The organism is Acidiphilium acidophilum, assembly GCF_033842475.1.
GTDB lineage: Bacteria > Pseudomonadota > Alphaproteobacteria > Acetobacterales > Acetobacteraceae > Acidiphilium > Acidiphilium acidophilum.
The window spans coordinates 251255-265300 of sequence record NZ_JAWXYB010000018.1 but is presented as its reverse complement, the minus strand read 5'-3'; the positions used below and the strand labels follow the sequence as shown (position 1 = coordinate 265300).

At 65.7% G+C, this 14046-nt stretch carries 17 protein-coding genes; 4 read left to right on the top strand and 13 right to left on the bottom strand.

The window, feature by feature from the left end:
* Window positions 1-39 precede the first annotated feature (39 nt).
* Window positions 40-729, top strand: coding sequence for a TetR/AcrR family transcriptional regulator (locus tag SIL87_RS03900; RefSeq protein ID WP_319612899.1), 690 nt, complete (start codon window positions 40-42; stop codon window positions 727-729).
* Here the strand turns inward: SIL87_RS03900 and SIL87_RS03895 are convergent.
* The 4 genes from SIL87_RS03895 to SIL87_RS03880 form a co-directional block, all read right to left on the bottom strand.
* Window positions 691-1554, bottom strand: a complete 864-nt coding sequence (locus tag SIL87_RS03895) for a PaaX family transcriptional regulator C-terminal domain-containing protein (protein ID WP_319612898.1) — start codon at window positions 1552-1554, stop codon at window positions 691-693. The two genes, SIL87_RS03900 and SIL87_RS03895, sit on opposite strands and share 39 nt — an antisense overlap.
* A gap of 57 nt (window positions 1555-1611) precedes the next feature.
* Window positions 1612-2502 (bottom strand): LysR family transcriptional regulator, encoded by an 891-nt coding sequence (locus SIL87_RS03890; RefSeq protein ID WP_319612897.1) that lies wholly within the window; start codon window positions 2500-2502, stop codon window positions 1612-1614.
* A gap of 6 nt (window positions 2503-2508) precedes the next feature.
* Entirely contained in the window at window positions 2509-3159 is a 651-nt protein-coding gene (locus SIL87_RS03885; RefSeq protein ID WP_319612896.1) for a peroxiredoxin-like family protein, read from the bottom strand.
* Between the two features lie 105 nt (window positions 3160-3264).
* Window positions 3265-3534: a hypothetical protein gene (locus tag SIL87_RS03880; protein ID WP_319612895.1), complete on the bottom strand. Its 270-nt coding sequence runs from the start codon at window positions 3532-3534 to the stop codon at window positions 3265-3267.
* Between the two features lie 202 nt (window positions 3535-3736).
* Between SIL87_RS03880 and SIL87_RS03875 the strand changes: the two genes are divergently transcribed.
* The 3 genes from SIL87_RS03875 (at window position 3737) to SIL87_RS03865 (ending at window position 5530) form a co-directional block, all read left to right on the top strand.
* Complete coding sequence (locus SIL87_RS03875) at window positions 3737-4348, top strand: cytochrome b/b6 domain-containing protein (protein WP_319612894.1); 612 nt, start codon at window positions 3737-3739, stop codon at window positions 4346-4348.
* Window positions 4345-5067 carry a molybdopterin-dependent oxidoreductase gene (locus SIL87_RS03870; RefSeq protein ID WP_319612893.1) on the top strand — a complete coding sequence of 241 codons (723 nt, stop codon included), beginning with the start codon at window positions 4345-4347 and terminating at the stop codon, window positions 5065-5067. The genes SIL87_RS03875 and SIL87_RS03870 overlap by 4 nt, the downstream gene beginning before the upstream one ends.
* Window positions 5068-5161: 94 nt before the next feature.
* Window positions 5162-5530: a hypothetical protein gene (locus SIL87_RS03865; protein WP_319612892.1), complete on the top strand. Its 369-nt coding sequence runs from the start codon at window positions 5162-5164 to the stop codon at window positions 5528-5530.
* 38 nt (window positions 5531-5568) lie between these two features.
* Here SIL87_RS03865 and SIL87_RS03860 read toward each other — a convergent pair whose 3' ends face one another.
* The 9 genes from SIL87_RS03860 to SIL87_RS03820 all read right to left on the bottom strand — a co-directional run bounded on the left by SIL87_RS03860 (window position 5569) and on the right by SIL87_RS03820 (window position 13985).
* The gene (locus tag SIL87_RS03860; RefSeq protein WP_319612891.1) at window positions 5569-6306 is read right to left on the bottom strand and encodes a hypothetical protein; all 738 of its coding nucleotides are present in this window, start codon (window positions 6304-6306) and stop codon (window positions 5569-5571) included.
* A 279-nt stretch (window positions 6307-6585) separates the two neighbouring features.
* Window positions 6586-7125, bottom strand: a complete 540-nt coding sequence (locus SIL87_RS03855) for a GNAT family N-acetyltransferase (RefSeq protein WP_319612890.1) — start codon at window positions 7123-7125, stop codon at window positions 6586-6588.
* The gene (locus SIL87_RS03850; protein ID WP_319615899.1) at window positions 7122-8321 is read right to left on the bottom strand and encodes a pyridoxal phosphate-dependent aminotransferase; all 1200 of its coding nucleotides are present in this window, start codon (window positions 8319-8321) and stop codon (window positions 7122-7124) included. The genes SIL87_RS03855 and SIL87_RS03850 overlap by 4 nt, the downstream gene beginning before the upstream one ends.
* A 31-nt stretch (window positions 8322-8352) precedes the next feature.
* Window positions 8353-10566, bottom strand: a complete 2214-nt coding sequence (locus tag SIL87_RS03845) for an O-linked N-acetylglucosamine transferase, SPINDLY family protein (RefSeq protein ID WP_319612889.1) — start codon at window positions 10564-10566, stop codon at window positions 8353-8355.
* Window positions 10559-11308, bottom strand: a complete 750-nt coding sequence (locus SIL87_RS03840; protein WP_319612888.1) for a tetratricopeptide repeat protein — start codon at window positions 11306-11308, stop codon at window positions 10559-10561. Before SIL87_RS03840 ends, SIL87_RS03845 begins: the two co-directional genes overlap by 8 nt.
* Before the next feature lie 23 nt (window positions 11309-11331).
* A complete protein-coding gene (locus SIL87_RS03835; RefSeq protein ID WP_319612887.1) occupies window positions 11332-12225 on the bottom strand; it encodes a DUF1217 domain-containing protein in 894 nt (297 codons plus the stop codon).
* A 55-nt stretch (window positions 12226-12280) separates the two neighbouring features.
* Window positions 12281-12622, bottom strand: coding sequence for a flagellar biosynthesis regulator FlaF (locus SIL87_RS03830; protein ID WP_319612886.1), 342 nt, complete (start codon window positions 12620-12622; stop codon window positions 12281-12283).
* A gap of 16 nt (window positions 12623-12638) precedes the next feature.
* A complete protein-coding gene (locus SIL87_RS03825) occupies window positions 12639-13037 on the bottom strand; it encodes a flagellar biosynthesis repressor FlbT (protein ID WP_319612885.1) in 399 nt (132 codons plus the stop codon).
* A gap of 69 nt (window positions 13038-13106) precedes the next feature.
* A complete protein-coding gene (locus tag SIL87_RS03820; protein ID WP_319612884.1) occupies window positions 13107-13985 on the bottom strand; it encodes a flagellin in 879 nt (292 codons plus the stop codon).
* Window positions 13986-14046: the final 61 nt, after the last annotated feature.

Below are 14046 nucleotides of genomic sequence, written 5' to 3'. Positions count from 1 at the left end.
ACCAATCGCCGTTCGCGAGATCGTCCAGGACACCACTTCATGGGATTGCCCGCCGCAACTATCGAGGACCATTCGCCGGGCCGGGCGCACCGGGTGCCGGTGTGCGAGGCGGCGCGGCGCGAGGCGTTGATCGCGGCGGCGGAGCGGGTGTTCTGCAAGCGGGGCTACCATGCCGCAACGATGGACGACGTTGCGGCGGCAGCGCGGATCTCCAAGCGAACCTTGTATCAGCTCGTCGAATCCAAGGAGGAGTTGTTCACCGCCCTGCTCGCGCGGCATCGCAAGCCGTTCGAGTTCTCGGTCGAGACCGAAGGGCGGCGGATGGAGGATGTGCTGCACGATATGTTGCGCGGCTGGGCGCAGCACGTGCTGAGTCCGCCGCTGGTGGCGCTGCTGCGGCTGATCATGGCCGAATATATCCATGGCAAGACGCTGTCGCGGCTGCTCGACCGGGAGAGCGCCAAGCCATGCCGGGATGCATTGCAGGGGTATTTTTCGGCCCTCCGCGATCAGGGGCGGCTCGCGATCGCCGATCCGGAAGAAGCGGCGCAGATGCTGTATGGCATGACGATCGGCAATATTCACATCGAGCTGCTGCTCGGCATCGGCAAGGCCCCGGGCAAGGCCGCGCTCGACCGGCGGATCGCGCGGGCGATCGAGCTGTTTCTGGCGGGGGCGTTGCCGCGTGGCTCAGAGCGCGACGTCGGCGAAGCGATGAGCGAGCGATGAATCGGGCGGCGGCAGACCCCCGGCGCGGGTGATCGCTTCCCGATCGAGCCAGAGTTCCGATGCGGGGCGCAGGGCCGCATAGAGGGTAGCACAGAGGTGGCGGGCGCCATCGCCGATCCAGCCGGGCGGCAGGAAGGCGGTGGGAAGGCGCGGGTCGCGCAGCATGATCCGCCGGTAATCGTGGATCAGCAGGGTCCGGGTGAGGATGGCGTCACGCGGCTCGAGCTCGGGTGCGGCGCGGGCGATCGGGCCGAAGGTTTCGATGAAGCCGCCGTAATGGCCGGCGAGGGATTCGAGCCGCCAGGCCCGGGCGGCAAGGCGCGGCAGGGTCGCCGCATTGGCCTGGGCAGTGACCGCGAGGACGCTGGCGGCGACCGAGGGCGGCAGCGGGCGTTCCGGCGCGATCATCACATTCTGCCAGGCGACGAAGCCGAGCCGCGTCAGCCGGTGGCGCACCGATTCGCGGGAGTCGCCGGGATCGAGCAGGATCAGCGTCATGCGGTCGACCTGGGGATGGCGCGCCGGTCCGAAAATATGGCGGGCGGCGCGGACGTATTCGCCCCGGCGGTCGGGGCCGATGGCATAGAAACTGGCACGGCTCTGGCGTTCGGCGACCAGCCAGCCGTCGGCGGCGAGGCGTGAGACGGCGGTGCGGACCACGCCGGGGCCGATATCGAGCCCGGCGCAGAGATCGAGAATGGTCGAGAGCGCGACCGAGCCGCCACGCGGCATGATGGCGTCGCCCATCAGGGTGAGCACGAGCGATCCGGTATGCGAAGGCTGCTCCTGCAATCGGGCGACCAAGGTTGCGACATGGGCGTTCATGCCGCGATAACAGCCCAATCCGCGACGGTTGACCAGCGGCACCCGGCGCGAAGCCGGTCATGCCGTTCGTGGCGCACCGATATGTCCGCGCCGCGCCCGGCACAGCTTGATGAACCCGGAAACGGCAGGCTCCTGCGGGCGGCCCGCGAGTACCGCGAGCCGCACCGTGCGGGTCAGCACCGGATCGGTGATCGGGCGGGCGGTGACCGGTGCGGGCAGGGCGATGCGCTCGGACAGCAGCGCCACGCCGATTCCGGCGACGACCAGATCGAGCAGGTGGCTGGTGGCGCCATCGCAGCGGCGAAAGCGGTAGCGGGCGGTTTGCAGATGATCGAGCTTCGCCGCGAACCCGCCGCAGCGTTCGCCGTGCAGCAGCGTCTCGCCGTGCAGATCGTCCCCGGTCAGGCTGGCACGGTCGGCCAGCGCATGGTGCACCGGCAGTACCGCGACGGCCCGATCCTCATAGAGCGGCCAATGGTTGAACCGGTCAGGCAGATCGCAATCCTCTGGCAGCAGGGCGCAGTCGAGCATATCGGCGAGCATCGCCTCCACCAGGCTGCCCGGTGCGGCCTCCTCGAAGCGGATCATGAGATCGGGCAGGATCGCGGCAACCTCCCCGATCGCGAAAGCGATCGCGCCGCAGCCGATCCCCGGTGCCAGCCCGATCTTCAAACTCGCGACCGGTTGGCGGCGCCGCGCATCGGCCAGCGATGCCGCACTGTCGGCGGCCATCAGCATCGCATCGAGATGCGGCAGCATGCTCCGCCCCAGTTCGGTCAGCTGGGTCGTGTTGCGTTCGCGAAACAGCAGCGCGCCGCCCAGTTCGTCTTCGAGGCGCTGGATCGCCCGGGTGAGCGCCGGCTGGCTGACATTGCAGGCTTCGGCCGCACGGGTGAAATTCAACAGGCGGCTGAGGGTGACGAAATACCGGACCTGGCTGAGTTCCATCGGCGATCAACCGGCCTCGGCGAGTTGACGGAGGGCGGCGATGATCCGTTCGGGCGGGGCGCGATAGGTGAAATCGACATCGGCGAAGCGCCAGGCGACCTTGCCGCTCCGATCGAGCAGAAAGACCGCGGGTATCGGCAGGAACCATGCGTCGTTACCATGCCGCTCGGGGATTTCGAGACCGACGCTGACGAGGCGGGCCTTGTACAGCGGCAGCAGGCGGAACACGACGCCGGCGGCAAGCCCCACCCCGCAATCGACATCCGAGAGCACATCGAACGCCGCACCGTGATTCGCCTTGGCGTCATGCGCCCACGGGCCGGTATCGGGTGTGAGCGCGATCAACGTGGCACCGAGAGCCTCGATCTCCGGCAGCGCGGCCACCAGCGCATCGAGCATCAGCCGGCAATAGGGGCACCATTCACCGCGAAAGAACTGGACGATCACCGGCCCGCGCGCCAGCAGCCCGGCCAGCGACACCAGCCGACCCTCGGAATTCGGCAGCATGAAATCGGGAAACTGCGCCTCTTCGGCCAGCACGTTGGACATGAAACCGTTGCGGTTCAGGCTGATCACGGTTTCCTCATATGCCGCCCGCACCGCCTGATCGGCGAGGCGGCGGGCACGTTCGGCATCGAGTTCGTCCTGAAGGCTCATCGGCGGATCATAACGCGTTACGCAGGTCTGCCATAGCTCGCCCTTCCGGTTCGATGGGGGGCCCGACCGCCGGGATGACACCGGCCGGCCGGGACACGCTGGCGGTTACTGTGCCGTGTGGCTCATCGTGTCGTGCTTCATCGCATCGTGCTTCATGGTGCTGTGCTTCATCGCGTCATGATTCATGGCGTTGTGCTTCATCATGTTGGGCTTGGTCATGACGTGCTTCATGGCGTGATGCTGCATCGCGCTATGCTTCATCGTGCTGTGGCTCATGGTGTCCGGCTTGGCCATCGTGCCGGTGCTCTGGGCATGGGCGATGCCGGTAGCGGCAACACCGAGGGCGAGGGTGGTGGCGAGCAGAATGCGGTTCATGGCGGTCTCCTTGATGGTGGGTTTTGCATCTGCGGACGACCGGGCCGGCCTTCCGATGCCCCGATGATGTGACGCAACAGCCGCCGCCGCGCCAATGCCGTTTGAGCATCGTTTCGATACCTCGACGCACCATGGCAACGGCGCGCATGAATTGCCCCGGATCGTCCATGACCGGACCGTCCCTGATCCGAGGAGACACGCCATGAACCCACGCATCCCGATCCATCCCCTGCCGCTGCGGGTGATGCACTGGCTCAACGCCCTTGCCATCGTCATCCTGATCGGCAGCGGGTGGGAGATTTATGACGCGTCCCCGTTCCTGCCGTTCAGCTTTCCGCAATGGGCGACGATCGGCCAATGGCTCGGCGGCGCGATCGCCTGGCATCTCGCGGCGATCTGGCTGTTGATGCTCAACGGGCTCGCCTATCTGGTCTGGGGGTTCGCCACCGGCCATCTTCGCCGCAAATTGCTGCCGGTCACCCCGCGCGGCGTGATCCACGATATCTGGGCGGCGATGCGGTTTCGCCTGCCGCATCAGGTCGGCATGTACAATTCGGTGCAGCGGCTGCTCTATCTCGGCGTCATCGCCGCCGGCATCCTCGCGGTGCTGTCCGGACTTGCCGTGTGGAAGCCGGTGCAGCTCTGGCCGCTATCGGATCTGTTCGGTGGGTTTTTCATCTCGCGGATCGTCCATTTCATCGCCATGACCGCGATCGTCGGGTTCATCGCGGTGCACGTGCTGCTGGTCGCCCTGGTGCCGCGCGTGCTGCCGCCGATGATCACCGGCGGGCGCCTGCCGGAGGCTCATTCATGAAACCGCTCACTCTCGACCGCCGCAAGCTGCTCGGCCGCGCCCTCGCCCTCGGTGCCCTGACGCCCCTGGCCGGTTGCGACTTCGACAATCTCCGGCATCCCGACCTCGCCGATGAGTTCCTGCGCCTGATGTCGGGCTGGAACAACGAGGTTCAGGCGGCGCTGTTCGATCCGAATACCCTGGCCCCGACGTTCAAACCCTCGCAGATCACCCGGCCGCCCCGGTTCAACGCGTTCTACGGCATCGATCGCGCCCCGCAGGTCGATCCCGCGACCTGGCGGCTGAACCTCACCGGGCGGATCGGCAACAAACAACCCTGGCGGCTGGCGCAGCTGCGGGCCATGACGCAGGAAAGCCAGATCACCCGGCTCATCTGCGTCGAGGGCTGGCGCGTCGTCGGACAATGGGGCGGTGTGCGGCTCGGTGATTTTCTGCGCCTGATCAATGCCGATCTCAAGGCGCGCTACGTGTCGTTCCAATGCGCCGACGGGTATTTCGAGAGCATCGACATGGCATCGGCCCTGCAACCGCAGACCATCCTTGCGCTGGATTTCCTCGGCGCGCCGCTGACCGCTCCCTTCGGCGCCCCGGTTCGCCTGCGGATACCGACCAAGCTCGGCTACAAGAATGCCAAATCCATCGTCGCGCTGGGCGTGACCAATCAGTTTCCCAGCGGCTATTGGGAAAAACAGGGCTATAACTGGTTCGGCGGTTCGTAAGGGGTCTTCGAACCGGTCATATCTTCGGCATCGTCGAGCCATAAATTTGCCGCGGTCGATTGCACAGATGCGTGACTGTCGATTGGAGGAGTCTATGGACAAAATGGCATTGAGCCTGCTCGGCGCCCTCGCCGGTGCGGCTTTCACGACCCCGGGCAGCGCTGCTGCAGCCCAGGACCCGGGCACCGCCGGGCCGGTCAGCGCGGCCTCGTACGCGGCACTGCTCGAACCGATTCCGAACGCGGCGGCCCTGCTGAAGGCAGAGTCGGCGCGGCAACGCCCGGAACCGGAAATCGAGCTGGCCCAAGCCTATCTGCAGTTCCAGTACGGGCCGCCTCCCCCGCCGCCACCGGCCTATCCCTATCCGGTCTCGCCCTATCCCGGCCCCTACTACCATCACCACCACCATCATCACCATCACCATCATCACCACCACCATCATCACGGATACCAGCAGCGCTGAGCGGGAGCGTGGCGAACCCCGGAGTGGGTCGGGGTCGATCAGTCGGAGGATTGTCGCGACTTCGCGATGGCGGCACGCAGCAGCCGACGATACGTCGCGTCGAACACCGTGTCCGACGATGACAGCCATCGCGAGTCCGCCCCCAGCGTTTCGCGGCTCGCGTGAATGCGCTGGCTGCGCAATTCCCGTTCGGCCGCGTCGTCCTCGTTCATCTCGACCAGCGTGAAATCCGGCGAGGCCGGCAGCATCACCAGTTGCATGAACGGCTCGCCGGGGCGAAAGACATGGGTGCGGCCTTCCGGCGGTGCCTTGAAAACCACGAACGAGATCATCGGCCACCAGCTCGTTCGCAACAGGGCCGGGACCGCCAGCGGCACGTCGTCCTCGAAGCTCGTATAGTATCGCGGGTGCGGCTCGGTCCGCACCGCGACTTCGGGTTCCACCATCAGGTCCAGAAGCAGCTGATAAGTGTAATAGGCATCGCCGAACGATCGGAACGGCGGCCATTGCAGGCCGGTGTCAGGAGCGTCGCCGAAGTCGCCTTCGAGCACGACCTTGCCGTCACGGCGCGTGACATGCAGCTCATTGTCGTAAGGGTAGAATAACTCGATGCCATATTGGGCGGATTCGACGAACGGCATGCAGTGCCATGCCTGTTCCAGCGACCCGTCCCGGCGCGGCTGCGGTTCACCACCCCAGCCCGGCACCATGAGCTTGGTACGCCGCGGGGCGAGCCGGGGGTCGAACAGGCGGTACTTGACTGTAAGCAGATTCAATCTCCGTGATGTGGTTTTTAGGCGGGGACGATACGGGATTGTCAAGTCAGGGCCTGATCAGGCGGGCCGGTCAATGCCTTCAGCCTGTGGCAGGTGGACGCGGTGAAGATCACCGAAGGTGCCGAACGTCCGGCAGGTACGCCAGAACGCGGGCGAGCGAGCGGCGGTTCTGCACGCCCTGCGGCAGCTGTCCGATGGCGCATCGCCCCGGTCTCGGCCTGACCGACGTGTTTTCCGCTACGAATCCCTCGCTCGATAACAAGCCGGCGCTTCACGTGGCTAAAGGTCCGGGCGGATCAAGGCCTTGGTGAAGATCAGCGCATCGATCCGGGTGGCCTCGGCGCTTGTGCCACCTTCCGGGATGCGGCCGCAGAGTTCGTAGCGGTTGCTGGCGTAGAGGGCGGCGGCGGTGCCGTCATCCCCGGTGAACAAATAGAGCCGGGTCTTGCCGATCGCGGCGGCGACGGATTCGGCAGCGGCGAGCAGGCGGGTTGCGAAACCCTGCCGACGGTGGGCGGGATGGACCATGAGTTTGGCGATCTGGCCGAGATACGGTTCGGTTTCACGATCGTCGAGGATCATGATGCTACCGATGACGCAATCATCGATCCGCGCGAGGAGAAGCCGGCCCTGGCCGGTTGCGAGGCTCTGCGACAGTAAATCGAGGATTGCGTCCCGGCGGGTGGATGTCAGAGGAGCTCGATAGCCGAGCGCCGGACCTTCGGCGACGCAAAGCTCAAAGAGGACGGCGAATGACGCACGATGCGCTGCAAAATCATCGATGGTCGCGTCGATGATTTCGCAGGGCGCCCCGGTCATTTTACCGCGCCGCAGAATTGGGCGATGCGGGCGCAGGCCCGGGTGAGCGCGTCATCGCTCGCAGCCGTGGAAAGCCTGATATGGCCGGGCATGGCGAACGCCGAGCCGGGGACGGTGGCGACCAGCGCTTCGTCGAGCAGGGCATCGGCGACATCGTCATCCGTGGCGAGGCGGCGGCCCGCCGGCGAGGTCCGGCCCAGCAACCCGGCGATCGAGGGGAAGGCGTAGAATGCCCCGTCCGGCCTGGTGAAGGTCAGATGCGGCGCGGCAGCGAGGCCGGCGAGAACGAGGTCGCGCCGATGGCGATAGATCGCGCGGCGTTCGATCAGCAGGTCCTGCGGGCCATCGAGCGCGGCGACGGCGGCGGCCTGGCTGATGGTGGACACACCGGCGGTGGCGGTGCCCTGCACCAGACCCATCGCCGCGAGCCAGTCGGCGGGACCGGTGCAGAAGCCGAGACGCCAGCCGGTCATCGCGTAGGATTTCGATACGCCGCTGAGCGTGACGATGCGATCCGCGAGGTCCGGCGCGATGCCGGCGATCGTGTGATAGGCACCCTCGAAGATCAGGTGTTCGTAGATGTCATCGGCGATGACATGCACATGCGGGTGGCGGCGCAGCACCCCGGCGATGGCTTCGAGCATGGCGGGATCGGCGACCGCGCCGGAGGGGTTGTTCGGGTAGTTGAGCAGAAGCAGCCGGCTCGCCGGGGTGATGGCGGCTTCGAGCCGGGCCGGGTCGAGACGGAAACCCGATGAGGCGCTGCATGGCAGAAAAACCGGCGTGCCGCCGGCAAATTCGACGACCTGAATATAGCCGGCCCAGCAGGGTGCCGGGATCAGCACGGTGTTACCCGGCTCGATCAGGGCCATCACGGCGTTGAAGATCGCCTGCTTGCCGCCGTTGGTGATCAGCACCTGGTTCGGCGCGACCGGGCGGTTCAGATCGTGGGTGAATTTACGAGCGACGGCGGCGCGGCAGGCTTCGGTGCCGGCGATCGGCGGATAGCGCGTTTCGCCCGCGCAAGCGGCCGCGTGGGCGGCGGCGATCACATGATCCGGGGTCGGCAGGTCGGGCTCGCCGATCGAGAGCGAGATCACGTCATGCCCGGCGGCACGCAGGGCGCGGGCGCGGGCGGCCATGGCGAAGGTGGCGGCCGGGCGGGTGCGGCGGATCCGTGCGGTGAAACCTGACATGCAGGTGCAGGACCACATCGGCCCCGACGGATCAAGCCCGCTCCGGTTCGTGGGCGACGAGGTGGTGGTCGCAATGGTCATGCCAGACCCTTCGGAGCGCCGTGCCGAGGCTCCGACCGAAACGCGGGGCGTCGCACAGGGGGCTGGCCAGCATGCGCCGGCGCAGATCGGCCCGCAGATGGGCCAAGGCAGGCAGGTCGGCGGCGAGGGAAACCGCACGGTCGATGTAGGTCTCCGGCGTGGTCGCGATGCAGTCGCACAGACCGACATTGGAGAGGTGACTGACCGAGTGGCGGGCAGCAAAGAAATCGCCCGCCAGGGTGATCACCGGCACCCCCATGAACATCGCCTCGCACGTGGTGAGGCCGCCGGAATAGGGGTAGGGGTCGAGCGCGATATCCACCCCGCGATAGGCCGCCATGAATTCCCGATGAGGAGCGCGACCTTCGAGCGTGAGGCGGGACGGGTCGATACCGAGCGCCTGCGCGCGGCCAGGAAACCGGTCCCGCACATTGGCCTCGGAGAATTGCGGACAGCGCAGGGTGAGACGGGCGTTGGGCACACGGTCGAGCACGGCGGCCCAGAGGCGCAGCGTGTCATCGGTGAGCTTGGCGAGATTGTTGAAGCAGCCGAAGGTGATGTGCGCATTGGCCAGAGCGGGTAAGGCGCTGACCTCGGGCGCGGCTGCGGGCGGCATGTAACAGACATAGCCATCGGCGAGGCGGAGCAGATTTTCGGTGTAGAAGGTCTCAAAGCCGGGCGGGGTCTCCCACCGATCGGTGATCATCCAGTCGATTTCGGCAACCCCGGTGGTGCTGGCCTGCGAACCGACCCATTTCATCTGCACCGGCGCTGCACGCTGGGCCAGCACCGCCACGCGCCCGCCATCGCAGAAGCCGCTGAGGTCGATCAGGATATCGATCTGCTGATCGGCGATCAGTGCCGCGATCGCGGCATCGTCGCGGCTTGCGATTGAATGCCACGCAGCGACATGGCGGGCGAAATCCTGCGCGAACCGGTCGTTTTCGTCGTACTTGCCGAAGCAATGCAGCGCGAAATCCGCCGGATCGAGCGCCTGAAATCCGGCGAAGGTCAGCCAGCCGACCGGGTGCTGGCGCAAGGTGTTGGAGAGCAGCCCGACCCGCAGCGTCCGGTCGCGATCGGCCTGCGTGACGGCTCGGCTGTGCACAGCCGGTTGATCGGGCCGCGGCAAGGCGTTGCCCAGCAGGGTCATCGCGTCGCGCAGCGTGGCGGCAGTCATGCCCCCACGATAAGGCAGCAGGGTGCATTCCGCGATCAGGGCCGCGACCACATCGGTCGAGCGGCCCTTGGCGATTTCGATATCGGCGCAGGACCCGGCGAGATCGCCCGCGGAGGCGCGCATCATCGCCCGGTTGAACAGCATGACGGCAGACATTTGCTCGGTATCGCGCATGCGGTTGAGCACCGCCTCCGCCTCGCCGAAACGGTATTGGCGGCCGAGACACACGCCGAGATCATTCAAGAGGGTCAGGTTACCGGGTTCCCGGCGGAGAGCCTCGCGCAGGACCGGCTCGGCGGCTTCGGGCCGCAGCGCGCTGAGATAGACATCGGCGAGTTCCTTGAGCACCCATGGCTCATCGGGCATCAGGGCCGACGCGGCCTCAAGCGTATCCACCGCTTCGTCGAGGTCGCCACGCCGTCGGGCGGCGCGGCCCGCGAGCGCGAGGCCGACGCCGTCCGACCAGTCGGGCACGGTGACGGCGACGGATGGACCGATCTGTTCGGCAAGTTCGGTCAGATCGCACGCATAGCGGAAACAGTCGGGTGCCAACCGGCCCGCATTGGCCAGCGCGTGAAGTGCCGCTTCGGGCAGCTGTCGCGCGAAATAGGCGTATCCCAGGGCGTGCCAGGCTTCGTGGCAGTTCGGGTCGATCGTGGTCGCGCGGCACAGCAAGTCGACCGCGCCGCTCGGATCCTGATTGCCGAGAGCCAGCGTGCTACGCGCGAGCAAGGCCTCGACCCGCGCCGGATTGCGGGCGAGTGCCATGTCATAGGCACGGATGGCCTCATCCGGCGCGCCGTCCCGGCGCAGGCTCTGGCCGATCCGCAGCCAGGGTTCGTCCCAATCGGGCCGGAGTGCGGCAACCGAGCGCATCAGCGCCCGGGCCGTTGCCGCCTCCCCCTCCTGATCGAGCAGGATGGCCTGCGTCAGAATCGCGGTGGGGTCGGTGAGTTCGGCGGGCGATGACGCCGCATCAAGCATGACGGGGCAGATGACGGGTGGTGGCGTTGAACAGGGTGGTCGCTTCGGACCAGTTTTCCGCATCGATCGCGGCCTTGACCGCGAGAAGGCTGGTCTGGCCGTCGCCGAGCCCGGCGGCGGTCAGGGTGCGAATTTCCGCCGTCGCCATCTCGGTTTCACCGGCGGCGAGCAGCGCATTGATCAGAAGGTTGCGGATCGGGGTTCCGGCGTGACCACCCGCGATCCACTCACGGATCGCTGCCACGGCCTCGCGCGGTGCTGCAGTGGTGAGCGCCTCGATCGTGCCGAAATCCCCCGGCAGATCATCGGCGGCCTCGCGCAGGCAGATCACGGCCTGTTCGGTCTGGCCGAGAGCCAGCAGAGCCTGACCGAGAAGTGATTTCGCGGCACCATGATCGGGTGCTGCGGTGATCGCGTCCGCCGCTGCAAGCGCCGCACCGACCAGATCGCGGTTGGCGAGCGCGAAGCGGGCACGCAGGACGAGAAGATCGGCACTGTGCGGATCGCGGGCGAGGCCCGCATCGATCGCGCTGCGCGCCGCGTCCTGATCACCGCGACCGAGCGCGATCTCCACCCGCAGAAACGATATCCGTTCCGCCGGAACCCCGAGTTTCTCAAGCGTGGGAAGCAGCAGGGATGCGGCGTTGAACTGGCCCCGCCCGATCAGGCTGCGGATGCGCTCGATCAGCGTCGTTGAGAAATCGGGGGGAGTCGCTTCCTGGAGATGGGGAACGGCGGTCATGTTTTATGTCCTTTAACCGTGGGTTAGGCGATCAGTCCCTGAGACTGGACCGCGAGGGATGAGAGGCTGGAGGCCGATCCGGAACTGCTCTGCGCGGTGGATTGCATGACGGCGAGATAACGGTCGGCGAAGGACTGAACGAATTTCGGGTTCTGCAGATCCGAAATCGTCAACTGGCTGGTGATGGCCTGCTGTTGCGCGCTGAGCGGCTGGTAGGCGAGCTGCTGAGGGATGCCGAGCGCCGTGGTGACGACCGAACGCGCGACGGAATCACCGAGGATCTGGTTGGCCGATGTGAAGGTGCTGGCGTTCTGGATGAAGTAGAGGGCGTTGGAGAGGCCGGGGGTCTGCTGGTCGAGCGACTGTCGCCAGAGGACTTCGGCATAGCCGTTGGTGATGGTGCTGAGCACTTTCGGGTCCTGGATGATCGATAGCCCCTTGGTCGCGAACTGATAGGTCTGAGCGGCTGAAAGCCATTGCGAATTGCTGCCCGAGAGCTGATTGGCAAGCGAGTTGGGATCGGATGGGTTGGACATCAGCGCCTTCTGTGCGAGGGCGGGATAGCTCGCATCGGAACCAAGTCCGTTGGCGGTCAGCAGCACGGTCAGCACGGTGGGATTGGACAGGAGCTGCTGCGGTGTTTTGGCGGTCTGCACGGCTTTGGTGAACGCCGCGATGTCACGCTGGACTGCGGGTTGCAGTGTTTCGGCCTTGACGTCCGAAGTCTGGTTGCGTTGCGCAATCTGCAACGCAATGATCGGATTTTCCGAAGCGGCACCGGTCGCGGCCGTGGTGGTGCCGGCGTAGGCCGCGTTCAGGATCGAGGTGATGCTGGCAGCAGAACTCGCCCCGGTCGCCGAGAGGGGCGAGAACAGGCTGGCGAGATTGGTGGGCAATCCTGTGAAGCTGACCGACACGATGCCGCCTCCTCTAACTGGCCGTCATTGCATGATGCATTGTGATGCCGACCAGTCAGCGCTGCCCGCTGAGACCAGCCGCGAAATTATCGGCGATCTCGGCAAGGAACGGCAGGTTGGGCTGGGCATCATCGGTGGTGCGGAGTGCTGTGTTGGCAACCGCGATAATCTGGGCGCGCAGGGGCGCGGGCAGCGGGTTGAGGGGATCGTGGTTGGCGGCGAGAACGGTCTGCCAGAGCCGCCGTGCATCCGCGATCGCGCGGACCTTGCTCATTTCGTCGGACACCGAGCGCAGTCCGGCGCTGACGCGGCGGAAGATTTCGGCGTCCTGCTCACGCTGGCTGCGCAGGGCGGAGGCGGAACCGTAGGCTTTCAGAACACGGGAGGTTGAAGACATGTTCGATCCTTTTTGATCACTGGTTGGCTTGCAGGACAGCGGCTTCGTGCCGCATGATCCGACGCGCGAGTTTCAGGGCTTCGTAGCAATCATCGGCACGGGCGAAGCCGAGGGCCTTGTCAAGGATTTCGCGGGCGAGAGCCGAGGTGGTCGCCGCCTTGAACTCCTCGATGAGGGATTGGGCGCGCACGAGCGCGACTGCGCGTTCGTCTTCGGTGCCGATATAGGCGGTCTGCAGGGCGAAATAGATCCGCTTCGCCGGCGAATCGACTTCGTCGGGGCGGAGGATCTGCTTGCCGAACATGAACCGCGCCTTGGCGGTGAGTTCGATCCGCGACTTGGTCCGGAACCGGATCGGTGCCCCGTTGAGGACCATGACATCGCCCTGACGCAGTTCGAGTACCAACACCGACATCGGATTTTCCTGGCGCTTTCATGAAACGAGCTCCGACCCGCCGCTGGCGGGCCGGAGACGCGGACTGGATTACGGGAAGAGCTTGGTCAGCAGCGACGGCGACTGATCCGCGATCGAAAGCGAGGAGGTGGCCAGCTGCTGCTGGATCTGGAGCGATTGCAACGTGGCGGATTCGGCGGCCATGTTGGCATCGACCAGCGCGCCGAGCCCGTTGCTCAACGCATCCATCTTGTTCTGGTTGTAGGTGATCTGGCTGTTGATCTGGTTGGTCAGATTACCGTAGGTGTTCATGTAGCCCCCAACCGAGGCGACCGCCGTGGTGAAGCCGCCGGTGGCCGAGAGGAATTTGCCGACCGTGGAGGACGCCGCCGATGCGAGGCCGGTGTTGATGGTACTCATTGCGGTGTAAACGGCCGTCAGGCTGGTCGCAGCGATTCCCAGCGTACTGCCCGAAGCGTCGATCGAGACAGTGATGCCGGTTTTGAATGTGGCCGAAGTGGGGGTCAGGGTGCCCGTGCTGCTGCCGATCAAAGCCGTGCCGTTGTAGCTGGCACCAGTGATGAACGATTTGATGTTCGAAAGCTGCGAGGAGAATTGCGCTGCATACTGGGTGCGCTGCGAGCTCGACAACGTGCCGCTCGACAAATTGACGAGCGTCTGATCCATGCTCTGCATCAGGTCGGAAACCTGAGTCAGGGCAGTGTTGGTGGTCGCGAGCAGGCCCTGAGTGTCGCCGAGCTGCTGGTTGGCGGCGGTGAGGCCCGAAATATTGGTGCGGATCGACTGGGCGACCGCGTAGGCGGCACCATTGTCCGACGCCTGATTGACCGAGTAACCGGTCGAAACCGCCGTTTGAGTGGTCTGCAACGCTGTGTTGATCGAGTTGAGCGACTCGACCGCAACCATTGCGGCGGAGTTGGTGATGACGGAGCTGATAACACCAGACATGGTATTTTCCTTGGATATATTTTAACTGTAGATCCGCATTTTGCGGGGATGGCGTATATTG